General features: G+C 54.0%; 22 protein-coding genes. 10 read left to right on the top strand and 12 right to left on the bottom strand.

Annotated elements, in window-relative coordinates; translation table 11 throughout:
* Positions 1 to 37: 37 nt before the first annotated feature.
* The 4 genes from dnaE to tilS all read left to right on the top strand — a co-directional run bounded on the left by dnaE (position 38) and on the right by tilS (position 6,414).
* Positions 38 to 3,520, top strand: a complete 3,483-nt coding sequence (dnaE, locus tag DXXMK7_RS04825; protein WP_038918092.1) for a DNA polymerase III subunit alpha — start codon at positions 38 to 40, stop codon at positions 3,518 to 3,520.
* Between the two features lie 12 nt (positions 3,521 to 3,532).
* Positions 3,533 to 4,492: an acetyl-CoA carboxylase carboxyl transferase subunit alpha gene (accA, locus tag DXXMK7_RS04830; protein WP_038661476.1), complete on the top strand. Its 960-nt coding sequence runs from the start codon at positions 3,533 to 3,535 to the stop codon at positions 4,490 to 4,492.
* Between the two features lie 184 nt (positions 4,493 to 4,676).
* On the top strand, positions 4,677 to 5,066 hold the full coding sequence (locus tag DXXMK7_RS04835) for a VOC family protein (protein ID WP_038918094.1): 390 nt from the start codon (positions 4,677 to 4,679) through the stop codon (positions 5,064 to 5,066).
* Positions 5,056 to 6,414 (top strand): tRNA lysidine(34) synthetase TilS, encoded by a 1,359-nt coding sequence (gene tilS, locus DXXMK7_RS04840; protein WP_038918095.1) that lies wholly within the window; start codon positions 5,056 to 5,058, stop codon positions 6,412 to 6,414. The genes DXXMK7_RS04835 and tilS overlap by 11 nt, the downstream gene beginning before the upstream one ends.
* A 45-nt stretch (positions 6,415 to 6,459) precedes the next feature.
* Here the strand turns inward: tilS and rof are convergent, their stop codons facing one another.
* Positions 6,460 to 6,720 carry a Rho-binding antiterminator gene (gene rof / locus DXXMK7_RS04845; RefSeq protein ID WP_038661467.1) on the bottom strand — a complete coding sequence of 87 codons (261 nt, stop codon included), beginning with the start codon at positions 6,718 to 6,720 and terminating at the stop codon, positions 6,460 to 6,462.
* A complete protein-coding gene (locus tag DXXMK7_RS04850; protein WP_013316770.1) occupies positions 6,707 to 6,907 on the bottom strand; it encodes a YaeP family protein in 201 nt (66 codons plus the stop codon). Before DXXMK7_RS04850 ends, rof begins: the two co-directional genes overlap by 14 nt.
* A gap of 239 nt (positions 6,908 to 7,146) precedes the next feature.
* Between DXXMK7_RS04850 and DXXMK7_RS04855 the strand changes: the two genes are divergently transcribed.
* Both DXXMK7_RS04855 and DXXMK7_RS04860 read left to right on the top strand, forming a co-directional pair.
* Complete coding sequence (locus DXXMK7_RS04855; RefSeq protein WP_038918097.1) at positions 7,147 to 7,695, top strand: YaeQ family protein; 549 nt, start codon at positions 7,147 to 7,149, stop codon at positions 7,693 to 7,695.
* Between the two features lie 45 nt (positions 7,696 to 7,740).
* The gene (locus DXXMK7_RS04860) at positions 7,741 to 8,343 is read left to right on the top strand and encodes a copper resistance protein NlpE N-terminal domain-containing protein (protein WP_038918098.1); all 603 of its coding nucleotides are present in this window, start codon (positions 7,741 to 7,743) and stop codon (positions 8,341 to 8,343) included.
* 76 nt (positions 8,344 to 8,419) lie between these two features.
* Here the strand turns inward: DXXMK7_RS04860 and mutS are convergent, their stop codons facing one another.
* From mutS to DXXMK7_RS04875, 3 genes are all read right to left on the bottom strand, one after another.
* Positions 8,420 to 10,975: a DNA mismatch repair protein MutS gene (gene mutS, locus DXXMK7_RS04865; RefSeq protein ID WP_038918099.1), complete on the bottom strand. Its 2,556-nt coding sequence runs from the start codon at positions 10,973 to 10,975 to the stop codon at positions 8,420 to 8,422.
* 499 nt (positions 10,976 to 11,474) lie between these two features.
* Positions 11,475 to 12,110 carry an NAD(P)-dependent oxidoreductase gene (locus DXXMK7_RS04870; RefSeq protein WP_038918100.1) on the bottom strand — a complete coding sequence of 212 codons (636 nt, stop codon included), beginning with the start codon at positions 12,108 to 12,110 and terminating at the stop codon, positions 11,475 to 11,477.
* A gap of 162 nt (positions 12,111 to 12,272) precedes the next feature.
* Positions 12,273 to 12,683 carry a DoxX family protein gene (locus DXXMK7_RS04875; RefSeq protein WP_038918101.1) on the bottom strand — a complete coding sequence of 137 codons (411 nt, stop codon included), beginning with the start codon at positions 12,681 to 12,683 and terminating at the stop codon, positions 12,273 to 12,275.
* Positions 12,684 to 12,777: 94 nt separating this feature from the next.
* Between DXXMK7_RS04875 and DXXMK7_RS04880 the strand changes: the two genes are divergently transcribed.
* Both DXXMK7_RS04880 and DXXMK7_RS04885 read left to right on the top strand, forming a co-directional pair.
* Positions 12,778 to 13,152 (top strand): helix-turn-helix domain-containing protein, encoded by a 375-nt coding sequence (locus tag DXXMK7_RS04880; protein WP_038918102.1) that lies wholly within the window; start codon positions 12,778 to 12,780, stop codon positions 13,150 to 13,152.
* Between the two features lie 111 nt (positions 13,153 to 13,263).
* Positions 13,264 to 14,034 (top strand): alpha/beta fold hydrolase, encoded by a 771-nt coding sequence (locus DXXMK7_RS04885; RefSeq protein WP_038918103.1) that lies wholly within the window; start codon positions 13,264 to 13,266, stop codon positions 14,032 to 14,034.
* 75 nt (positions 14,035 to 14,109) lie between these two features.
* On the opposite strand, the gene DXXMK7_RS04890 is transcribed toward DXXMK7_RS04885, so the two are convergent.
* The 5 genes from DXXMK7_RS04890 to DXXMK7_RS04910 all read right to left on the bottom strand — a co-directional run bounded on the left by DXXMK7_RS04890 (position 14,110) and on the right by DXXMK7_RS04910 (position 20,744).
* Positions 14,110 to 14,670, bottom strand: coding sequence for an NADPH-dependent FMN reductase (locus DXXMK7_RS04890; protein WP_038918104.1), 561 nt, complete (start codon positions 14,668 to 14,670; stop codon positions 14,110 to 14,112).
* A 73-nt stretch (positions 14,671 to 14,743) separates the two neighbouring features.
* Positions 14,744 to 17,785 (bottom strand): efflux RND transporter permease subunit, encoded by a 3,042-nt coding sequence (locus DXXMK7_RS04895; RefSeq protein ID WP_038918105.1) that lies wholly within the window; start codon positions 17,783 to 17,785, stop codon positions 14,744 to 14,746.
* Complete coding sequence (locus DXXMK7_RS04900) at positions 17,785 to 18,885, bottom strand: efflux RND transporter periplasmic adaptor subunit (protein ID WP_038918106.1); 1,101 nt, start codon at positions 18,883 to 18,885, stop codon at positions 17,785 to 17,787. Before DXXMK7_RS04900 ends, DXXMK7_RS04895 begins: the two co-directional genes overlap by 1 nt.
* A gap of 1 nt (position 18,886) precedes the next feature.
* On the bottom strand, positions 18,887 to 19,849 hold the full coding sequence (locus DXXMK7_RS04905) for an efflux RND transporter periplasmic adaptor subunit (protein WP_197724589.1): 963 nt from the start codon (positions 19,847 to 19,849) through the stop codon (positions 18,887 to 18,889).
* A 166-nt stretch (positions 19,850 to 20,015) separates the two neighbouring features.
* Complete coding sequence (locus tag DXXMK7_RS04910; protein ID WP_038918108.1) at positions 20,016 to 20,744, bottom strand: nitroreductase family protein; 729 nt, start codon at positions 20,742 to 20,744, stop codon at positions 20,016 to 20,018.
* Positions 20,745 to 20,871: 127 nt separating this feature from the next.
* Between DXXMK7_RS04910 and DXXMK7_RS04915 the strand changes: the two genes are divergently transcribed.
* Positions 20,872 to 21,486 carry a TetR/AcrR family transcriptional regulator gene (locus tag DXXMK7_RS04915; RefSeq protein WP_038918109.1) on the top strand — a complete coding sequence of 205 codons (615 nt, stop codon included), beginning with the start codon at positions 20,872 to 20,874 and terminating at the stop codon, positions 21,484 to 21,486.
* A 146-nt stretch (positions 21,487 to 21,632) separates the two neighbouring features.
* On the opposite strand, the gene DXXMK7_RS04920 is transcribed toward DXXMK7_RS04915, so the two are convergent.
* Positions 21,633 to 22,469 (bottom strand): helix-turn-helix transcriptional regulator, encoded by an 837-nt coding sequence (locus tag DXXMK7_RS04920; RefSeq protein ID WP_038918110.1) that lies wholly within the window; start codon positions 22,467 to 22,469, stop codon positions 21,633 to 21,635.
* A 183-nt stretch (positions 22,470 to 22,652) separates the two neighbouring features.
* On the opposite strand from DXXMK7_RS04920, the gene DXXMK7_RS04925 reads away from it, so the two are divergent.
* A complete protein-coding gene (locus DXXMK7_RS04925; RefSeq protein ID WP_071605166.1) occupies positions 22,653 to 23,231 on the top strand; it encodes a YbhB/YbcL family Raf kinase inhibitor-like protein in 579 nt (192 codons plus the stop codon).
* A 180-nt stretch (positions 23,232 to 23,411) separates the two neighbouring features.
* Here the strand turns inward: DXXMK7_RS04925 and DXXMK7_RS21340 are convergent, their stop codons facing one another.
* Positions 23,412 to 24,200 (bottom strand): aspartyl/asparaginyl beta-hydroxylase domain-containing protein, encoded by a 789-nt coding sequence (locus DXXMK7_RS21340; protein WP_049842507.1) that lies wholly within the window; start codon positions 24,198 to 24,200, stop codon positions 23,412 to 23,414.
* Between the last annotated feature and the right edge of the window lie 14 nt (positions 24,201 to 24,214).

Below are 24,214 nucleotides of genomic sequence, written 5' to 3' on the forward strand. Positions count from 1 at the left end.
ACCAGGCGGGTTACTGAAGAGATTATGGGATCCGGAAATGGCCGAACCACGTTTTGTTCACCTGCGTGTTCACAGTGACTATTCCATGATCGATGGGCTGGCGAAAACCGGCCCGTTGGTAAAAAAAGCGGCTGCGCTGGGGATGCCGGCGCTGGCGATCACCGATTTTACCAACCTGTGCGGGCTGGTGAAATTCTATGGCGGCGCGCACGGCGCCGGCATCAAGCCAATCATCGGTGCGGATTTTTATCTGCAGAGTGAAGAGCTGGGCGACGAACTGGCGCACCTCACCATTCTGGCGATGAACAACGAAGGTTATCAGAACCTGACGCTGTTGATTTCCCGCGCCTATCAGCGCGGGTACGGCGCCGCTGGGCCGACGATTGATCGAGCATGGCTGGTGGAGTATCAGGCCGGGTTGTTGCTGTTGTCCGGCGGGCGCCACGGCGACATCGGCAAGTTTCTGCTGCGCGGCAATCAGGTGCTGGTGGAACAGAGCGTCGCCTTTTATCAGCAGCATTTTCCGCAGCGGTTTTATCTGGAGCTGATCCGTACCGGTCGGCCGGATGAGGAAAGCTACCTGCATGCGGCGGTGGAGCTGGCGACCGCGCATGGCTTGCCGGTGGTCGCCACCAACGAGGTCTGCTTCATCAGTCAGGATGACTTCGAGGCCCATGAGATCCGCGTGGCGATTCATGACGGCTTCACGCTGGACGACCCGAAACGCCCCCGAAATTATAGCGTGCAGCAGTACATGCGCAGCGAGGAGGAGATGTGCGAGCTGTTTGCCGATATCCCCGAAGCGCTCATCAACACCGTAGAGATAGCCAAACGCTGTAATGTCACCATTCGGCTCGGCGAGTATTTCCTGCCGCAATTCCCTACCGGCGACATGTCGACCGAAGACTATTTGGTGATGTGCTCCAAAAAAGGGTTGGAAGAACGACTGGAATTCCTGTTCCCGGATGAAGAGGTTCGCGCCCAGCGCCGCCCGGAATACGACGAACGTCTGGAAATCGAACTCAACGTCATCAACCAGATGGGTTTTCCCGGTTACTTCCTGATCGTAATGGAATTTATCCAGTGGTCGAAGGACAACGACGTGCCGGTAGGGCCGGGACGCGGCTCCGGCGCCGGCTCGCTGGTGGCGTATGCGCTGAAAATCACCGATCTGGATCCGCTGGAGTTTGACCTGCTGTTCGAACGCTTCCTTAACCCGGAGCGTGTTTCGATGCCTGACTTTGACGTCGACTTCTGCATGGAAAAACGTGATCTGGTGATTGATCACGTGGCGGACATGTACGGCCGCGACGCGGTGTCGCAAATCATCACCTTCGGTACCATGGCTGCCAAAGCGGTTATCCGCGACGTTGGCCGGGTGCTGGGGCATCCGTACGGTTTTGTCGATCGCATTTCCAAACTGGTGCCGCCCGACCCTGGCATGACGCTGGAGAAAGCCTTCGCCGCCGAGCCGCAACTGGGTGAAATTTACGAAGCGGACGAAGAGGTTAAGGCGCTGATCGACATGGCGCGCAAACTGGAAGGGGTGACCCGCAACGCCGGCAAGCACGCCGGGGGCGTGGTGATTTCGCCTACCAAAATTACCGATTTTGCGCCGCTGTACTGCGACCCGGAAGGCAACCACCCGGTCACCCAGTTCGACAAAAGCGACGTGGAATACGCCGGTCTGGTGAAATTCGACTTCCTCGGCCTGCGCACGCTGACCATCATCAACTGGGCGCTGGAGATGATCAACGCCCGGCGCGGCAAGCAAGGGCTGGAGCCGGTGGATATCGCCGCCATCCCGCTGGACGACAAGAAAAGTTTCGATATGCTGCAACGCTCGGAAACCACGGCGGTATTCCAGCTTGAATCGCGCGGCATGAAAGACCTGATCAAACGCCTTAAGCCGGACTGCTTTGAGGATATGATCGCACTGGTGGCCCTGTTTCGTCCGGGGCCGCTGCAGTCGGGCATGGTGGATAACTTTATCGACCGTAAACACGGGCGTGAAGAGATTTCCTACCCGGATATCGAGTGGCAGCATGAGACGCTGAAACCGGTGCTGGAACCGACCTATGGTATCATCCTGTATCAGGAACAGGTGATGCAGATTGCCCAGGTGCTGGCGGGGTATACCCTTGGCGGCGCGGATATGCTGCGTCGTGCGATGGGTAAGAAAAAGCCCGAAGAGATGGCCAAGCAGCGCTCGGTATTTAAAGAGGGCGCGGAGAAGATGGGCGTCGACGGCGAGCTGTCGATGAAAATCTTCGACCTGGTGGAGAAGTTCGCCGGTTACGGCTTTAACAAGTCGCATTCGGCCGCCTACGCGCTGGTATCGTATCAAACGCTGTGGCTGAAGGCCCATTATCCGGCGGAGTTCATGGCGGCGGTGATGACCGCGGATATGGACAACACCGACAAGATCGTCGGATTGGTGGACGAATGCTGGCGTATGGGGTTGAAGATCCTGCCGCCGGACATCAACAGCGGTCTGTACCATTTTCACGTCAACGATGACGGCGAGATCGTCTACGGCATCGGCGCCATCAAAGGCGTGGGTGAAGGGCCGATCGAAGCCATCATTGAAGCGCGTAATAACGATGGTTATTTCCGCGATTTGTTTGATCTCTGCGCCCGTACCGATATCAAAAAGCTGAACCGGCGGGTGCTGGAAAAGCTGATTATGTCCGGCGCGTTTGACCGGCTGGGGCCGCACCGGGCGGCGTTGATGAATTCGCTGGCGGACGCCATGAAGTCGGCGGAACAGCACGCGAAAGCGGAGGCTATCGGCCAGGCGGATATGTTCGGGGTGCTGGCGGAAACGCCTGAGCAGGTGGAGCAATCCTACAGCACGGTGCCGCCGTGGCCGGAACAGGTGGTGCTGGACGGCGAAAGGGAAACATTGGGGTTGTACCTGACCGGACACCCCATCAATCAGTATCTGAAGGAAATTGAACGCTACGCGGGAGGCGTGCGTTTAAAAGACATGCATCCCACGGAGCGGGGAAAAATGACCACTGCCGTCGGGTTGGTGCTCGCCGCCCGGGTGATGGTGACCAAACGGGGCAACCGTATTGGCGTCTGTACGCTGGATGATCGTTCCGGTCGTCTGGAAGTGATGCTGTTTACCGACGCGCTGGAAAAATATCAGCACCTGCTGGAGCAGGATCGCATTTTGATTGCCAGCGGACAGGTCAGCTTTGATGACTTCAGCGGCGGACTTAAAATGACGGTCAGAGAGCTAATGGATATCAGCGAAGCGCGGGAAAAATATGCGCGCGGGCTTGCTATCTCGCTGACTGACAGGCAAATTGATGACCAGTTGTTAAACCGTCTCCGTCAGTCGTTGGAACCCCATCGATCGGGGACGATTCCGGTGCATCTCTACTACCAGCGCCAGGACGCGCGTGCCCGGCTACGTTTCGGTGCGGCATGGCGTATCACGCCCACCGATGGGTTGCTGAATGATTTACGTACCCTGGTTGGTAATGAACAGGTAGAACTGGAATTTGACTAAAATAGGAATACTATGAGTCTGAATTTTCTTGATTTTGAGCAGCCGATTGCAGAGTTGGAAGCAAAGATTGATTCCCTGACCGCAGTCAGCCGCCAAGATGAAAAATTGGATATTAATCTGGATGAAGAAGTTAAGCGTCTGCGTGAAAAGAGCGTAGAGCTGACGCGCAAAATCTTCGCCGATCTGGGCGCCTGGCAGATTGCCCAACTGGCGCGCCATCCACAGCGTCCTTATACCCTGGACTACGTTCAGCACATTTTCTCCGACTTTGACGAACTGGCCGGCGATCGCGCCTATGCCGATGACAAGGCAATCGTCGGGGGCATCGCCCGTCTTGACGGGCGTCCGGTGATGATTATTGGTCATCAGAAAGGCCGCGAAACCAAAGAAAAAATCCGTCGCAATTTCGGGATGCCGGCGCCGGAAGGTTACCGCAAGGCGCTGCGTCTGATGGAGACGGCTGAACGTTTCAAAATGCCGATCATCACCTTTATCGACACCCCGGGCGCGTATCCGGGCGTAGGGGCGGAAGAGCGCGGCCAGTCTGAAGCGATCGCCCGCAACCTGCGCGAAATGTCCAGCCTGCGTGTACCGATCGTCTGTACGGTGATTGGCGAAGGCGGCTCCGGCGGCGCGCTGGCTATCGGTGTCGGCGACAAGGTGAACATGCTGCAGTACAGCACCTATTCAGTTATTTCGCCGGAAGGCTGCGCCTCGATTCTGTGGAAAAGCGCCGACAAAGCGCCGCTGGCTGCGGAAGCGATGGGGATTACCGCACCGCGTCTGAAAGAGCTGAAGCTGATTGACTCGGTGATTCCGGAACCGCTGGGCTCAGCCCATCGTGATGTAGCAGCAATGGCCGCATCGCTGAAATCACAGTTGCTGTCTGACCTGAACGAACTGGATACGCTGAGCGAACAGGAATTGCTGAACCGCCGTTACCAGCGTTTGATGAATTACGGCTACTGCTGATTTACCTCGCTATGCATCAAAAAAGTCCGCGATTGGGAACGATCGCGGACTTTTTGTTATGCTGATAACGGTGTTACGCGACGTGCCATCACCGCGGCGGCTTATTGTTCGACCCGCATTTTCTCCTCAACCATGACATGGCATCGGCGAGCGTGGTGGCGCGCCATTCAAGGGAACCACTCTTATGCTGACATTGCTGGATGTTCACCATATCGCGATTATTGCCTCGGATTATGAGCGCAGTAAGCGTTTCTATTGCGACGTGCTCGGTTTTACGCTGCAACAGGAGGTCTACCGGGCGGCCCGTGACTCCTGGAAAGGCGATCTGGCGCTTAACGGCGCTTATCTGATCGAACTGTTTTCATTCCCTTCGTCGCCGGCACGCGTCAGCCGACCGGAAGCCTGCGGGCTGCGTCATCTGGCGTTTGCGGTTGACGATATCGAACAGGCGGTCATTGCGCTGAACGAGGCGGGGGTGGACTGCGAGCCGGTGCGGACAGACGAGTATACCGGCCGCCGTTTTACCTTCTTTGCCGATCCGGACGGATTGCCGCTTGAGTTGTATGAACGCTGATACCGATATTTTTCCCGAACTGCTGACGGCGATTGACGCGCAGATTGCGGCCGATGGGCACTATCTGGTGGCCTACAGCGGCGGGCTGGACTCCAGCGTGCTGCTGCATTTGATGATGCGTTTACGCCGACGGCGTGTATCGTCTTTACCGGTATTGTCTTTACAGGAATTGCCTCTGCGGGCGGTGTATGTGCATCACGGCCTGAGCGCGCATGCCGATGCGTGGGCTGAACATTGCCGCGCCCAGTGCCTGCGCTGGCAGGTGCCGTTCGATGTGTTGCAGGTTCAGGTGGATGCCCGCGACGGCGGCGTTGAAGCCGCTGCGCGGTCCGCGCGTTATCAGGCGTTGCAACAGCATTTGCATGACGGGGAAACGCTGCTGACGGCCCAACATCAGGATGACCAGAGCGAGACGTTCCTGCTGGCGCTTAAACGCGGTAGTGGGCCTGCCGGACTGGCGTCGATGGCGGCGACCGCGCAACCAAACGGCGTTCGGCTGCAACGCCCGCTGCTGGGGATAGCCCGCGAACAACTGGAGGCTTATGCCAACGCGTACCAGTTGACCTGGGTGGAGGATGACAGCAACGCCGATGAGCGCTACGACCGCAATTTTCTGCGCCGGCAGGTGTTGCCGTTGCTGAAACGGCGTTGGCCTCATTTCCCTTCAGCGGTGGCGCGCAGCGCCGAACTGTGCGCGGAACAGGAACAACTGCTGGATGAACTGCTGGCTGAGTCGCTGGCGACGCTGCGCAATGCCGATGGCGCGTTGAGCGTGGCGGCGTTGACGGCAATGAGCGCCGCACGGCGGTTCGCTTTATTGCGTCGTTGGCTGGCGGAGCAGGGCGCGCGTATGCCGTCCCGCGAACAACTGACGCGATTGTGGGAAGAGGTGGCGACCAGCCGTGACGATGCCAATCCTTGCCTGCAACTCGGTTCGTGGCAGGTCAGGCGGTTTCGCCACTACTTGTATCTGCTGCCGGCGATGATGCCGGTAACCGGATATGTGCTGCCGTGGCAGCCAGCGGCAGCGCCCTTGCCGTTGCCGGATAACCTCGGGCAACTGCGGGTATCGACGCAGGGAACCTGGATGCGGCAGCCGCGCCATGACGAAGTCGTCACCGTGCGTTTCGGTTTTCAGGGGTATGTGCAGATAGTCGGGCGCGCGCATGGCCGCCCTATCAAGAAATTATGGCAGGAGCTGGACGTGCCGCCGTGGTTGCGGGAGCGCACGCCGCTGATTTTCTATAACGACCAGTTGATTGCGGCGGTCGGGCGATTTGTGACCCGTGAAGGACAGGCGACGGCGGATGAGAGCGGATGGTTTATCGACTGGCGTGGGCTGAAATAAAAACGGACAACCCGCGTTGTCCGTTGCTGTAGACGAAAAGGGCTGTCAGGGCTCGCTGACCACCACTTTACCAATTTCGGGGTGACTGAAGCTGAGGATATGGTCGAGACGGAGCTCGCGTTTCTGACCCGACTCTTCAATCACCAGATATTCGATATTTTTTCGAGAGATCATATCACTGGCTTTACCGACCACGACCTCGCCAGTGCGCAGTTCAACCGTCAGCGTCAGATGCTGCTGGCAGGTGGCTTCCAGGTTATCGTAGTCATCACAATTGATGGGTTGATATTCATTACTCATTGACATAATCGCTCACCAATAAGTTAGCGGCGGCATAAGCCGCCTGTTCCCTGACAGAGGATGGTAATTCGCTGTTTGTCGCGATGCCATCCAGGGTTTTCAACACACAACCCAGCGCGTCGGGTATAAACCCCAGATCGCCACTGGCGATCTCCGCGTACAGACGGCGCACTAATTCACTGTATTGTTGCATAATATCCTCTCTTAGAGCTTAACCCGGTAGAGATTCATGCATCCTTCATTGTTATGGTGACTGCAATGTAAGTCTACGAAGATAAACTCTCATCTTCTTTCCGACTATAGCATAGGCCCCGGTAGGTTATCAGCATAATGCAACAGCATAATTCTGCTGTTACCGCCCATAACGCGCATGTGACTGTGATGTACGTCGCAGCTGGGGTAGACTAACGGCTCTGTAATTAGGGGTAGAGAATGGCCTTAAAAGCAACGGTTTACAAAGCCAACGTCAACATCGCCGATATGGATCGCGCGTTCTTCCAGGATGTCAGCCTGACGCTGGCCCAGCACCCTTCCGAAACCGACCAGCGCATGATGCTGCGACTGCTGGCGTGGATCTGCCATGCCGATGATCGGTTGCGTTTCACCAAGGGATTGAGCGCGGATGACGAGCCGGAAATCTGGCAACATAGCGACGACGGTCAACTGATGTTATGGATTGAACTGGGCCTGCCTGATGAAAAACGCCTGAAAAAAGCCTGTAGTCTGTCGCCCGACGTGGTGCTGTATGCCTATGGCGAACGCGCTGCCCGGGTATGGTGGCAAAACATGGCCGACAAGGCGGCGTCTCTGTCCAATCTGACGGTGTATTTTCTCGATGATCAGCAACTGGCGAGCCTGGCTGCCCTGGCGAAACGTTCCATGACATTACAGGCTACGTTGCAGGAAGGAACTATCTGGCTGTCTGACGATCAGAATAATCTGGAATTGTCGTTCAGTAGCTGGCAAATTGCCCAAGGTTAAGGATGATCTGACAGCATGCCAGCACAACACAGCAGGAGAATAAGGATGAAAAAACTGGCGACAGGGGTGATGCTTGTTCTTTTATTATCGGGGTTGATGGGGTGCCATTCCCGCCCCCAGATTCAGGAAGAGCCATTACGCCCGATGGCGCAATATTATCGCGGTAAGTTGCCTTGTGGCGCGTGCGGCGAGATGGATACGTCACTGTTTTTGAATACGGACGGCAGTTTTGTCATGCAGGAGAGCTACCCGTCCGGGACTGACGGTAACACCACCGTTGCGGAATCGGGCCGCTGGAGCCGTACCGCCGAACGGCTGGTACTGACCGATAACTATGGCGAGAAACGCTATTTCCGCCCGTTAAACAATGGCCTTGAAGCCTTGGGCGATGACGGCCAGCCGTTGGGCGCCGCCGCTCAGCGTTACCGGCTGCTTGCCGTGGATAAGCAGGATAAGCCGGTAGAGCCCGCATGTCTGAGCCTGCTTCCCGGTCGTGATATGCGCGCGATAACGGCTGCGGTTGAGCGTTATATGACGAAGCAACCGGGTGGGCATGTATTTTCCATTGCGATGGAGCCGGGAATCACTGCCGTGCACGTGAGCTATTACTCGTATTCCCGCGTGATTGCCTATCCTGTGGCGCTGTGATGTAGCCTTGAGCCTCGGGCGGACAGAGATAGCGTGAGCGGAGAACCTGAAAGCCGTTGTTCTCCGCTCAACACTTTTACATCATTCCTTTCAGTTTATACAACCAGTCCAGCGCCTGACGCGGCGTCAGCGTGTCCGGGTCGATGGCTTCCAGCGCGTCCAGTGCCGGCGACGGTTCTTCCTGCGTGAGCAACGCGAGTTGCGAGCCGTCGACGTGGCTGGCCGAAGCATGACCTGCCAGTGACTCCAGTTCTTTCAGCTTTTGTCTTGCCCGCTTGATGACCTCTTTCGGCACGCCGGCCAGCGCCGCTACGGCCAGTCCGTAACTCTTGCTGGCTGCGCCTTCCTGCACGCTGTGCATAAAGGCGATGGTGTCGCCATGTTCCAGCGCGTCGAGATGGATATTGATCACGCCTTCCATTTTTTCCGGCAGGTTGGTGAGCTCGAAATAGTGAGTGGCGAACAGGGTCATCGCCTTGATTTTGTTCGCCAGCGCTTCGGCGCAGGCCCAGGCCAGCGACAGACCGTCGTAAGTTGATGTACCGCGCCCGATTTCATCCATCAACACCAGACTGTGTTCGGTGGCGTTATGCAGAATGTTGGCGGTTTCCGTCATTTCCACCATGAAGGTTGAACGGCCGGAAGCCAGATCATCGGCGGCGCCGACGCGGGTGAAGATGCGGTCGACCGGGCCAATCACCGCCTGTTCGGCCGGGACGTAGCTGCCGATGTGCGCCATCAGCACAATCAGCGCCGCTTGTCGCATATAGGTGCTTTTCCCGCCCATGTTGGGGCCGGTGATGATCAGCAGCCGACGCTGAGGCGACAGCGACAGCGGGTTGGCGATAAAGGGCTCGCTCAGCACTTGTTCCACCACCGGATGGCGGCCGCCGGTAATCTTGATCCCCGGTTTGTCGCTGAGAGTGGGGCAGACGTAGTTCAGCGTGTCGGCGCGTTCGGCCAGATTGGTAAGAACATCCAGTTCCGCCAGCGCGCCGGCGCTTTGCTGCAGGTCCGCCAGATGCGGCAGCAGCAGATCGAACAATTCTTCGTACAGGGCTTTTTCCAGCGCCAGCGCCTTGCCTTTTGAGGTCAGTACCTTGTCTTCGTATTCTTTCAGCTCGGGAATGATGTAGCGCTCGGCATTTTTCAGCGTCTGGCGGCGCACATAGTTCATCGGCACCAGATGGCTCTGCCCACGGCTGACCTGAATGTAGTAACCGTGCACGCCGTTGAAACCGACCTTCAGCGTGTCGATGCCAAGCCGGTCGCGTTCGCGGATTTCCAGTTTTTCCAGATAATCGCTGGCGCCATCGGCCAGCATGCGCCACTCATCCAGTTCGGCGTTGTAGCCGCTGGCGATGACGCCGCCGTCTCGTACCAATACCGGCGGCGCTTCCACCACCGCGTGTTCCAGCAGGTCGCGCAGCTCATCAAAATGACCGACTTGCGTCCGCAATTGTTGTACCGCTTCGGCGCTGACCGTTTCCAGCAGAGCGTGAATGTCCGGCAACTGTTGAAAGGCATGACGCATCCGGGCCAGATCGCGCGGACGTGCCGAGCGCAGCGCCAGACGTGCCAGAATACGCTCCAGATCGCCCACCTGGCGCAAAAACGGCTGCAGTTCGGCCGCCGCATCCCGCAGTGCGCCGATGGCTTGCTGACGCCGCAGCAGCGCTTGAACGTCGCGAATCGGCGCGTGCAGCCAGCGTTTCAGCATGCGGCTACCCATCGCGGTAACGGTACGGTCCAGCACCGAGGCCAGCGTATTCTCACCGCTGCCGGACAGGTTCTGCGTCAGCTCCAGATTACGGCGCGTCGCCGCATCCATGATGATGCCGTCCTGCTGGCGTTCCACGGTGATGCCGCGGATATGCGGCAGCGAGGTTCGCTGGGTATCTTTGGCGTATTGCAACAGACAACCCGCGGCGCGCAGCCCCAGGTGCGCCTGCTCTACGCCGAAACCGGTCAGGTCGCGGGTGCCAAACTGCAGATTCAACTGCTGGCGGGCGGTGTCCAGTTCGAACTCCCACAGCGGACGGCGGCGCAGCCCGTGGCGATGCTCAATCAGGGACATCGCTTCAAAGGTTTCCGGATAGAGCAATTCCGCCGGATTGGTGCGCTGCAGCTCCGCCGCCATGGTTTCCCGGTCAACCGGCTCCACCAGCCGGAAACGGCCGGAGCTGATATCCAGCGTGGCGTAGCCGAATCCCCGGCCTTCCTGCCAGACGGCGGCCAGCAGGTTGTCCTGTTTTTCCTGTAAGAGCGCTTCATCGCTGATGGTGCCGGGGGTGACGATGCGCACCACTTTGCGCTCCACCGGGCCTTTGCTGGTGGCCGGGTCGCCAATTTGTTCGCAGATCGCCACCGATTCGCCCAACTGCACCAGTTTGGCCAGATAGTTTTCCACCGCATGGTGAGGAACGCCTGCCATCGGGATGGGTTCCCCCGCGGAAGCGCCGCGCTTGGTCAGCGAAATATCCAGCAACTGTGAGGCGCGTTTGGCGTCGCCATAAAACAGCTCATAGAAGTCGCCCATGCGGTAAAACAGCAGAATATCGGGATGCTGGGCTTTCAGCTTCAGGTACTGCTGCATCATGGGGGTATGCAAGCTAATGTCTTCTTTTTCCATTTAAATAAATCACTTATAAATTACGATGCCAGTTTTGGGGCAATTGGGGCATTTTGATCCCTATTTTTCATGTTTTCCCAGATGCGATCCAGCTCCCTGTGAGACGCTGAATCTATCCAGCATGCATAGACTTCAACAAGCATTAAGTAATCGTTGTGTGGCGGTCGTTCACCCGGACGCAGCCCGGAATAGGCAGCCAACGTAGCGGCGCCTTATCTACCGGATGCAGACAACCTTTTTAATCAGCACGTTGTATTTACCACAGTTGTACTCACCATCGTTGTACTCATCATAACTGAGTGGGGCCGGGGCTTTGCTGCTTTTTGTGAATTGGATGCAATGTTTGCCTGACGCTTCGCAATAATGGTTGTTTTCACACCAGCAGATGAAGCCGGAGAACGTGGCCGGATACCGGTTCACGGCGTCCGGTTGAAATAGACGTTGGGGCGGCCGACTCCCCGATTCGGATGATTCATGATGACCCCGGCAGAAGCCCACTTTATCGTGAGCTGATTCCGGGGGCTTGATTAACGAATTCGGTGCTTGAGAGTTGATCGAACATGAATATGGCAACGTCTTGACGAGAGACGGTCAGCGTATGCGTTGAGCGGCCATACAGCCCGACATGTAGACGGTTGGACGCGGGGCTGCTTTTCAGAAATGCCACACGGACCATCGTCCAGTCCAGTTCCGAAGCCCGTATCGCGTTCGCAAGCCCGATAATGTCTTGAAAGGAACGGGGCATGAGAAACCTGATAAGCAATGCGGGATACCTGATTTTTAGGTCAAATCGGTCCTCAGGATCCGGGGCGGTGCCGGTCGATACGGCAATCAGGCGCTTTACCCCTTCCTGTATCATGACCGACGTGATGGCGCCCATAGCCGTGGTAATCGGCAGGTTTTTGGGGTGTTTTAGCGAGGTTGGACCGAGCGCTGACAACACGGCGTCTGAACCCGAAATGGCTTCTCTTAGACTCACCCTGTCGGTGAGTTCTCCACGTACGACGCGCACGTTGGCGTTTTCAAACGGGCTGTTCGTCCGGGCAAAGACCGTCATATCCATGCCGCGTTTTAAGCCTTCATCAATCAGGTATTTTCCGGTTTTTCCGGTTGCGCCAAAAAGGGTTATTTTCATGCTGGACCTCGGGGAAATGGAATTGATGCTGCCAATAGATCGGCCAGGCCTGTGATGCCGGGCCGCAAGGTTGCACACCTTGCCGATCGCGCTGCTTATACCGCGGCCGCCACCCGTGATAACCGCGGCTTTTCCGTTGCGGCGATTCTGCAGGTGTCCTTTTTAGTTAAGCAGCGCCTGGATTGCCGTTGCAGCAGGTGCGTAGGGCGACGGCGGTTCGCGAACAACGTTCTGCGTCGCGAAGGAGGCGGCCAGAAAGATGAGCCCCGCGGCTGCCGGAATGGCGCCCCTGGGCTTGCGGACGCCCAGATGCGCCAGCCCGGACAGGATCAGGTGATACAAGATGCCGGCATACGCCAGATCGCTGAGGGCCAGATTGAAGCGCGACAGAATCGCCATAGGGCCGAGCACTTTTACCACAATCATAAAGGGCACGAGGTTGGAAGCCGAGTAGCCTAACTCCGCCTGTGCCTTTCGAACATCGGCGCTCTTCGTGACATACAGCGCGGCCGAGGCGAAATAGAGCAGAGATAGCAGTGCAGTACTGATCCAATAGGTATATGTAGCAGCCATAAGGTTCTCTCATTTACGTTCCTGGGTTCGACAAGCGGCAAGAATGTCGTCTAAGATGAAAATTCGCAAGTAGGATGAAATAGAGACTCTTAGTATGAATAATAAGACTAATGGCGATGACGATATCAATATGCACGAGGAGATGCGCCGTGCATTCGGGCTACTCTCGGGTAAGTGGAAGCTTGAGATCATGTGGTTGCTCAACCAGCGAATCTACCGCTTTGGCGAGCTGCGCAAGGCCATTCCCGGCATCACGCAGCACATGCTGACGACTCAGCTTCGCGAACTGGAAGCGGATGGTCTGGTATTACGTACGGTCTTCGCAGAAGTACCGCCGCGCGTCGAATATGAGATTACGCAGAAGGCGCGTGGGCTTGGGCCAACGATGGAAGCGCTGACGGCATGGTGGCAGGAGTACGGAAGTAGCGTGCCGAAGCGCCCGACTTCTCGGGGGCGTAAGGCCCAGTAGCGCCGGGCGCTATCGCCTCGTGAGTATGAACATCAATGGAAAGGCGCCACACCGGCGTCCTGATTCTGTAATTCATGACTCCTTGCCAGTCAGTAACGTGACGGACTTGCTATGAATACATGGTCTTTCAACGCACAAAACAACTACCTACGCTGGCAAACCTGTCATCAGGGGAAGAAAACGCTGGTTTATATTCATGGACTTGGCTGTGCTTCCAGTAGTGGTTACGCTCAGGTCATCTCTTCTGCGAATTACTCCTGTATCACATCCCTGCTCGTTGATTTACCTGGCGCTGGTTTCAGCGACAAACCGAAGAGCACAAGTTATGACTCCGATAGTCAGTCTGAAATCTTGCGGCGCTGGCTCACCGAAGTTCATTTTTCTGAAGTGTCGCTATTTGGTCACAGTGCAGGGGCGTTTATTGCCCTGAAACTGGCCCGGATGTTATCTCCCGCACCAGAACGGCTGATTTTATGTACGCCGGGGCTGAATGAGTATGGGGTTTCACTTCTGGAGGACATTACCGCCATGAGTGAGACGAATTTTATCCGGCGTGGATTTTCTGCACTGATGTTAAAGCTAAAAGCTGAAGGTGGAAATGATGCCTGGCTGGGGGCTTTTCAGGTCAGCTCCCCCCGAGCCATTTGGCAGTGGGCCAATTCAGCGCTCAATGATAATGCTTCCGACTGGATGGATAATCTGGCCGCCTTGGCCATCCGCAAAGGCATTATTCTGCCGGATAGCGCTACGCAGGACGAAATTAGCCGGTATATTGACGCCGGCTGCCATGTCGAGTTGTTATCCGGCAGCAGTCATATGATGGCTTACGATAATCCTGACGGGCTGGCGAAGGCCATAACTCGTGTTATGCAGGCAATGTAAGCGCAGGGAATCATTGCCTTTCGGAGCGTTAAACAGCCGAATTAAGCCGTGTGTCATATCAACAGCATGAACCCGTCAGTCGCTCGCTCCGGGTTGCTGTAATTGTTCGTCTAAACGATGTACTAAAGCGTGTAGAGCAGGCTGGTAAGCCGTTAATTCAATAGGATATTCATTATCGGTATCAGAGAAATTAACCTCTGATAGCTTGATTTCGATATTATCAGGAATAATTTTCATATGTACCCCCAGTAATACTTGATGCAACTGTGCCGCCGCTTTTCCTCCCCCTCTGTTGGCATAACTAATCATCGCCGCAGGTTTGTCTTTCCATTCATTATATAAATGGTCAATGGCATTTTTTAATGCTGCCGGATATCCCCAGTTGTATTGCGGAAAAATAAAAATATAGGCATCAGCTTCTGAAATTTTTCTACTCCATAACGTTGTATGTTCCTGAACGTAAACGCCCTCTGCAGGAAGGTTAGGTTCATCATCCATAGGCAAATACCATTCTTTTAAATCAATAACTTCATTTGTCTTTCCCTGAATCTCATCAAGAACGTCTTTTGCCCATCTGGCAATTTTAGGGCCAATACGCCCCTGTCTTACGCTACCGATAATGATTTGAATGTGCATAAAACCCCCTTGAAGAAAATGAATAAGGTGATGGTTCGACGTCAGGTCATGAAATGTATGCCTTTGGGGCTATTCATGCGTCATGCTTAATTCTGAACCAGGTAACATAGAGCGCAGGTAAGAATAATAACGTCAGTACCGTTCCAACAATGATGCCGCCCATCATGGCAAAGGACATCGGCCCCCAAAATATCTCACGTGAAATGGGGATCAGCCCCAGCGTCGCGGCAGCCGCCGTCAGCAAAATAGGGCGTATACGGTGTTCCGTTGCTTCTACCACGGCTTGCCAGGGGGACATTCCCGTTCTTCTAAGTTCCTCTATTAATACGAGCAGAATAACCGAATTACGAATGAGTATTCCCGTCAGCGCCAGGACGCCCAGTAATGCCACAAACCCCAACGGCGTGTTGCTCAGCAACAAGGCAATCACTACACCGATCAGGGCCAGCGGCGCGACCGAAAAAACCAGGAACAGCTTAGAAAACCCCTGTAGCTGAATCATGAGTAAGGTTGCCATAACGAACAGCATGATGGGGACCACTCTGGCGATAGGCGCCTGAGATTTAGCGCTTTCCTCGACAGAACCGCCGACCGTGACGGAATAACCGGGGGGTAAGGTCTGCTGAAAAGCGGCTACCTTATCAGACAGTTCTTTTGTGATTGTTGCCGCCTGCTTTTTATCATTGATGGCGGCTTTGATGGTTACGGTTGGAATTCTGTCCCAGCGCCAGATAACCGGCTGTTCAAGTTTATATTGAAAGGTCGCGACCGATGACAGTGGAATCGATTTTCCATTACTACTCGGCAACTGAAGATTATAAATACTCTCTATTGACCCCCGTTCTGCTTTTTCAGCGCGGCTAATCACATCAACCAGATAAATATCATCCAGTACTTGTGTTACCGATGTCCCTTCAACGACGCCATTCAGTGCTGTAGCGATACTTTCTGATGACACCCCTAATTGCCGCAGCTTATCTTGTAATACATTAACTTTCACTACCCGGGCCGGTTCGTTCCAGTCGAAAGCAATATTGGTCAGGGAAGGGTGCGAGGTAATGATGCTGGCCAGTTGTCGGGAATAATTGCGCACCGTCTGAATATCCGGTCCCGAAATTCGATATTGCACCGGTTTGCCAACCGGAGGGCCAATATCCAGTAGGCTTACATACGCATCCGTACCGGGGAATGTATTTTTCAGATATTGTTGCAGATCTACACGGAGTCGATCGCGTGCCTCGATATCGTTAGCCACAATGATGGTTTGTCCCCAAAATGCATTATCAGGTTGAACATTGAAAGACAAAATAAAACGAGGAGCACTGCGTCCCACATAGGTTGACCAATGGTCAATGTCTTTATTTTCAGCCAATTTTTCTTTTTCGAATTTAAGCATTTGTCTGCTGGTTTCAGTAATGGAACTATTTTGCGGCAGGTTCCAGTCAATAATCAGTTCCGGACGGTCTGAGTTCGGGAAAAACTGCTGTTGAACAAACGCCAGGCCCACAATCGACAGCAGAAACGTAGCGAGGGTGGTAGCGATGGTCGCCCAACGATATTTCAGGCAATAGTTTACTATGCGGGAAAATGTCCGCATAAACCGTCCCTTATCTTCAACATGATGGTGCGGCATGTTTTTTAATAATGTCACGCCTAACAAAGGGGTAAATAGCACCGCTACCCCCCATGAGACGATCAACGAGACGGCCAATACCACGAATAAGGTGAAAGTGAATTCCCCGGCGTTGCTACTGTTAAAGCCTATTGGAATAAAACCGGAAACGGTAACCAGAGTTCCGGTCAGCATAGGAAACGCCGTTGAGGTATAGACGTATGTCGCTGCTTTACGCAGGTTATCACCGGCTTCCAGCCTGGCAACCATCATTTCAACCGCAATCATGGCATCGTCAACTAATAATCCAAGCGCGATGATCAGCGCCCCCAGCGATACCCGCTGCAAGGTAATATCCGCGTACTGCATAATCACAAAGGTGATCGCAAGAACCAGCGGAATGGAGATGGCGACCACCAATCCGGCGCGAATTCCCAAACTGATAAAACTGATCGTCAGCACAATCGCTACCGCTTCAAAAAGCGCATGGGTAAAACCTGATATTGCTTTATTAACCGTTTCCGGTTGATCCGCGACCCGGTCAATAGTGACGCCGACAGGAAGACTCTGCGTTATCTTCGATAGCATGGCATCAAGCTCTTTACCGAATTCCAGCAGGTTACGGCCTGTTTTCATACCGACTATCAACCCAATCGCCGGCTTGCCATTAAAGCGAAATAACGAGTCAGGGGGATCAATATATCCACGGGAAATGGTAGCCACATCCGTCAGAGGAAAGAAACGATGGTTTACCTGCAGATTGATTGCGCGCAGGCTGTCCTCAGAGATAAAACGACCGCCGACGCGTAATGCAATGCGCTCGCCGTTGGTTTGAATAAATCCGGATTGTGTTACGGCATTCTGTGCCTGAAGGGTTGCCAGAATATCCGATTTGTCGATACCGAGCGCAGCAATTTTTCGCGTAGAAAATTCCAGATAAATCACTTCATCCTGCGCGCCGATAATATCCACCTTCCCGGTATCAGGAAGCGTGAGTATCTGACTTCGAACATTTTCCACCAGATCCCGCAGCTGTCTGTGATTCATGTCCTCACTGGAGAAAGCAAATATATTGCCGTAGACATCGCCAAAATTATCATTGAAAAAAGGCCCGACGACGCCGGTGGGGAAATCATGCTGAATATCAGCAATCATATTTCTGATCCGCAGCCAGGTCGGTTTTACCTCTTTTGCTTTTGTTTCCGCCTTGAGATCAACAAATATGGTAGTTTTTCCGGCAGTGGTAACACTCCGGGTATGCTCAAGGTTATCCAGCTCCTGTAGTTTCTTTTCAATACGGTCAGTGACCTGTTGCGTCATTTCTTCAGCCGATGCTCCCGGCCACTGCGACTGTATGATCATTGTCTTGATTGTAAAGGACGGATCCTCTTCACGGCCGAGTTGGTTATAGGCAACAACGCCGACAATGGAAAAAACTATCATGAAATACCAGACGAGAGCGCTATGTTGCAGAGCCCATTCAGAAAGGTTGAATTTCTTCATTATCGCATCCTCTGTCCCGGAATAATGTGTTGTCCTTCCGTTAGCTTATCGACGCCGGAAACAACGACTTTTTCACCAACATTTACTCCCTGCAGGACGCGGATATAGCGTGCGTTAAGCGAATGCGGGTCGATCAGAATTGATTTCAGCGAGACGGTGTTTTTTTCAGGATCAATCGTCCAGACCTGCGCACGACCATCAATTTCGCTCTTTTGATATAGCGACTGTGCAGGTAAAACAACAATGCCGGATGTGGTATTGGGGTTATCTGCGCATACTGTTACCAGCGTGCCGATCTTGAAAACCACCGGTGCGTGATCTATGGCGATTTTTACCCTGTGTGTTCGGGTGCTGGAATCCGCTTGCGGACCCACTTCCCGAATTACACCGGTGGTACGTATTGTCTCGTCAAGTTGTAGCGACACTAAAAAGCGAGAATCTGCAGGTATGGCAGGAAGTTTTGAACCGGGGATATCGATGACGGCATCGCGTTGTTCAAGGCTTGCTAAGGTCAGCACGGTTTGTCCGGCCTGCACCGTCTGACCAACTTCTACCGCGGTGCGGGTAATCACGCCATCAAAATCAGCTTTCAATCTGGTATAACTGAATTGTTCTCTGGCCTTGTCGAGATTAGCTTGCGCTTTATCAACATCTGCCTGCGTCGTTGCCAATGCTTGTCTGGCAAGAGCATATTCTTCCTTACTGATGACAAATCTGGCGTTGAGTGCGCGCTTGCGTTGCTCCGTCAGTACCGCATTCCTTAATTGTGCCTGCGCACTGCGTAATTGAGCCTGCGCATTAATAACCGACTGCTGCTGGGAGAGGGGATCTATTTCGGCAAGAATATCGTCTTTGTGGACCATATCGCCAACATCCACGTTACGTGAAATAACGCGCCCCAATGTCCTGAACGCCTGTTCAGTTTCAATGTGGGGTTGTACGATACCCGTAAATAAAATATCGCTGAAAGGCGCCGCCTCCGCCGTCGTCCATATTACTTGCCGTAATTCTGTGTTTTTTTCTGCGTGTCGGTCGCATGCTGAAAGTAACAGGCATGTTATGAGCAATAAGGGAATCAATGGCAATTTGTATCGGCTCATATTAATTCTCACTCCAGGAGACAGTCTGGCCTTCTCGCAAAAATCTGCCGCCGTCAACGACAACCCATTCATTGGGCTGTAAACCCTTTGTGATAATGAAATCGCCCGACCGATATTGCGCTACGGTAACGTTTCTCATTGATACCTCGTGATTTGAGGTATTGATAATCCACACCGCCGGCGCGCCATAATTAGAATCCATCGATGTCCACGGCAGAACGATGCCATTGCGGGTATCTTGATGAAATTGTCCCGTTATCGGCGTACCAAGCGGCCAGGGGGATTCTTTCGGAAGTGATACTTTCACGCGAATCGTTCCGGTCGCAGAATCAATAATTGGCGAGATTTCCCTAATCACGCCCGTTGCCTGATATCCTGATTCATCGATAGGATGAATATTCACCATTTTTAATGGCTCGCCATTGATGAAGTAAGCCTCAAAAACATTAAACACGGCATCCCTGGCGCCATTATGCGCTAGCGTTAAAGCGGATTGCGCCGCTGAAACCACCTGGCCGCTCTCAATATTAAGGGCGGTAATTACACCGTCCGCATCCGCCTTCAGCGTGGTGTTGGATAAATTATCCATTGCGGTAGCGAGATCCGCCTGAGCGGAGGCAACGCTGTTTTGTGCCGCAATCATATCCGTAAGCGTTTGATCGTAATCGGCCTTAGCGATGACTCGGGCGGGTAACAATGCTTTATAACGCTGATAAGTCAGCGTCTTTCTCTGCAAGGTAGCCTGTGCTGATTTTAGCGTTGCCTGGGCATTCTCCACGTCTGCGCGCTGTTCCGTATCATCAAGTCGGGCGAGAACATCGCCGGCCTTCACCAGCGTGCCGATATTCACCCGCCGTTCCGTCACTTTCCCTCCCACTTTGAAGGACAGCTCGGTTTGTATTTTTGCTTTGATTTCGCCGGTCACTTCGATATCCGGCTGGTATTCCGCTGAGGAGACTTGCATTGCGCGGACGGGGTGAATCGTACCTGTAATCTCATTTTTTTGCCGATCACAGCCCGCGAGCATAAGGAGAAAAGCACAGCACAACCCGTAAGTTACACACTGAATACACCGCATCGCTAACGTACCCCTGAAAAGAGAAAATCTGCGATTCATCTATCCCTTACGATTAATGCTCCACCACAACTTCCGATAACGGACGACGCCATTGTTCCTCTATCCGGGCATCGTCCGCACGATATCCAAGGGCTATCACGAGAGGAATAACTGACTCACGCGGCAATCCAAGCAGCCGGACGATTTTCGTCGCTGAAAAGCCTTCCATTGGGCAAGAGTCAATTCCCCTGGCTGCGGCGGCAAGCATCAGCGTCTGTGCGGCAAATATGGCGTTTCGGGCGGCCCAATGGCGGCTTCCGGTATGTCCGATGGGAAGTAATGATAAGCTCGGCTTAAATAATGCAATAATATTGATTAACGGGGTCCATAATGCTGAGGAACCTATGGTCAGTATTTTAATAAATTTCCCTATTTGCTTGCGGTAATAATCTTTTGATTTTGGTTGTAATATCGGGGAGTCTTCAACATAGGAAAGTTGTTTATTTGCCGTGCTTCTGCCAATTTCAGGACTGGCGACAACAACAATAATCGCTGCTGATGATTTTGCCGCCTTTTGTCCATTACAGGCGGCTGCAACTTGTGATTTTAATTCAGGCGTTTTAATCCAGTGAAGCTGATATGGTTGAAGGTTACCGCTGGATGGCGCGTAGCCGGCTTCGGTAAGTAATGCGGTGATGATATCATCGGCAATCGGAATATTACCGAAGTCTCTAATAGCCCTGCGCGTACGATTCGTTGTCTGAAAGTCGGCCCATAAATACGGGGTATCTTGCATAGGCATAAAGATAATTCCTGGTGAATGTATGATAACTCATTGGCAAATTAGATTTGCCAATTACCTTGTGTGTTCATATTTTAAATAGTAAGCTTTAACTTTAATTTAATAAACTTATATTCCGGAGCACGGAGTGAAACGCAGCCGACTCGTCGCCAACCCCAGAAGAATGCCTGTTCAGGCTCGTTCGCGGGCAACGGTTGATGCAATAATTCAAGCCTCAGCTTACATTCTGAATGAACATGGATGGGAAAGTCTGACTACTAACGCTATTGCTGAGCGGGCGGGGGTTAACATCAGCTCTCTGTATCAGTTTTTCCCAAATAAAGAAGCGATTATTAACGAGTTACAACGCAGGCATGCTCTTGAAATGCATACTGAGTTGCATGAAACACTCCAGTTGTTCCCTGAACAGTCTTCGCTCCGGGAGGCCCTGACGCTGATTGTCGGGATGATCGTCGATAAACATCGTGTTTCACCTGCCGTGCATAAGGTTTTGACGGAAGAGATTCCGCTGACGGCACGGCGTGTACTGGAGGATGAAGAAGAGCTGCGTAAGTGCTTAATCGATGGGCTAAAACCCTTTATGAACAATGTCCCCGATCCCGAGTTTGCGCTTTATATTATCGGTACCGCAACGCATGCGATCATACATCGTGTGACGGTAGAGCGCCCGACTCTTTTGCATACGCAGCTACTGGTTAGCGAGCTGGTCACGCTGTTTGAGTTCTATCTGAATCGACCATAGCGGTTAAGCGCGATTATCTCCCGCTCGCCAGCAACGCCGGTGACATTGAGCCCCCATCAACCTTCTTCCGCCAGTAGGCCTGACAGTCGTCCCCGCATTGGTGCTCGGCGCGTTAAATATCATCGACAGAGTGTGCGAACGGCGTATCAGTCGCGCAACGCCGATGGCACTACGCCGAAACGACGGCGGAAAGCCGCGGTGAATTTGCTGTGGGATTCGTAGCCGACATCAAGGGCGATAGCGGCGACCGGCCGATCCGATGATTGCAGCAGCACCATCGCCGCTTCCAGCCGGGTTTCCCGCACGCAGGCGGCGATGGTGTTGCCTTCCTGCGCCAGCCGGCGGTTCAGGGTGCTGGCGGTGGTGGACAGCGCTTGCGCCACCCGGTCGGCCGCCCAGTGGTCATACGGGCGCTGCGCCACCAGCCGCCGCACCCGCTCGCTCCAGTTCAGCGCGCCCGGCGGCGTCAGCACAATGCCGGACTGCTCCGCCAGCAAGAGCAAGACTTCCAGCACCCGGTGCTCGCTCAACATCGCCGAACAATCGGCGTCGCTCAGCGCGTCGGCGGCGCGCATAAATGCCGCCCCTATCGTGCGGCTATCCGTCACTCTGGCGAAGCTCCGCACCGGCGTCAGCGCGGCAAACTGACCGAAACTCTGGTAAAAGCGCGTCACCGTTTCCGGTTGCAGGTTCAGAATCTGCGCCACATAGCGCCCTTGCGGCGCCGGGTCGTTGATCACGTCCCACTGGGTGCCTCGCGGCAATATAAATAACTCGCCGGGCGCAAACGCGTTGCTGCCTTCCGGCGCCAGTAGCTGTTTGGTGCCGGAGACGACCAGCCCAATCAGGTCGGTACGCATCACCACCGTACGCAGCACATACTGGCTGCGGGCGATAATCTGATGGGCAAGCGGCGGCGCATGGCGGGGCAGCGGCTCGGCCGAATGCATCTGAGGCAGGTTGGGGTGGTCGGTCAGCGTCATCCGGTATCCGTGGTGAAAATGGAACAAAGGTTGCGCGAGCCGGAACAGTGGAACTGGCATCGGCGCGCTACCATTGGCAGCACAGTTCAGTCTGTGTCCTGACATTCATCCCCGATACGGCCGTCTGCGCGGCATGGCGATGAATGGCAAGCCAAGCCTACCATGAGTCACAGGAATACTAATATGAAAACACGTTCTCGCCTGATTCGCTCCTGCGCGCCGCTGCTCGCCGGTTTGTTGATGACCGCCGCGGCGCACGCGGATACCCTGACATTATCCAGCCCATCCATCGCGCCTGATAGCGCGTTGCCTGCCAGCTTTGAGTTCAAGGGCTTCGGCTGTAGCGGGCTGAACCAGTCTCCCGCGTTAAACTGGCGCGGCGCGCCGGCAGGGACTCAGAGCTTCGCCGTCACCGTTTATGATCCGGATGCGCCGACCGGCTCCGGCTGGTGGCACTGGATGGTGATCAATATTCCGGCGAATGTGAATAGTCTTGCCGCCAACGCCGGCGAAATCGGCGGCAAACGCCTGCCTGCCGGTGCGCGTCAGGTGCGTATCGATTACGGCGTGGAGGCCTGGGGCGGCGTATGTCCGCCGGCGGGCGACAAACCGCACCGCTACATCTTCACCGTTTACGCGCTGAAGACCAAAACGCTGGATGTCCCTAAAGACGCCAGCCCGGCGCTCGGCGGCTACATGATTAACGGCAACACGCTGGCTAAAGCCAGTTTCACCGCCTATTACGGCCGTCCGGCGCAGTAGGACGCTGAGGTATCTTGCTTTCCCCGCTGAATGGCGGGGATGTAGCGTCTGGTCGGTTGGGCCGGTGGTGCGGTTAAGCCGCCATTTGTCACCTGCTGATTGTCACTTGTTGATTGCCACCTGCTGAATAGTGCCGAACACCCCAGACTGCTCATTCTGGAGGAAAGATGATGGTCTCGTTTACCGGGGGGCGTCGCTGATTTTTGCCAAAACCGGGCCTAATAACTTAATTCCATGAACTTCCGCATCAGTGAGCTCTGGATGTAAAAGATTAATCAGCAAAATGTCACGATCACGAGCAGAATGGTTGTAAACGTTATGAAGGAAACTATGATCGAAAAAAATGGACTTCCCTTCTTCCCAGCGTCGTTCTTCTCCCGCAACGATTAGGCCGCAATCCTCAGGGATATTAATACCAAAGTGGCAGGTTATTTGCGCATTAGTCCAGTCATAATGTTCAGGAAGCCAGGCTCCGGCTTTTAATCGCATAAAAGTGACTTCTCCTCGCCACGGAAAAAGAATGTCTTCAAATCTACCGATTAATTTTTCTAAGTGAGGGAAGTGAACTATTTTTTCACTGAATTTCCCACGGCTCCAAAGTGAAATGGATGACCAGTCTTTTTCTGAAAGATTTTTAAACAGATTACTGGATGAATATTCTTTCAATTGACCGGTTGCGGCGGTGAATTCCTCTTTAATCGCATGAAAGTTTTCAGTCAATAGTTTAGCAACATGCGCAGTCGCTTCACTTGAGCTTTCATCAATCCACGGGCCGTTGCTAAGACCGGGGAAAAACAGCAAACGTGGCTTTTGCAGCGGATGTGATGGTTTACTATGAGACTCACCCAACATGCCGGCCAGAAAATCGGATAATCGTCCTGTCGAATCAATGCCATAAATATCAGATAGCTGTGTAGTGATGTCAGCAAATGATTTCTTGAGATATAGATTGATTTCGCTCTTGTCCATGTTATTTATCCTTC

Source organism: Dickeya sp. MK7, from assembly GCF_000406305.1.
GTDB lineage: Bacteria > Pseudomonadota > Gammaproteobacteria > Enterobacterales > Enterobacteriaceae > Dickeya > Dickeya fangzhongdai.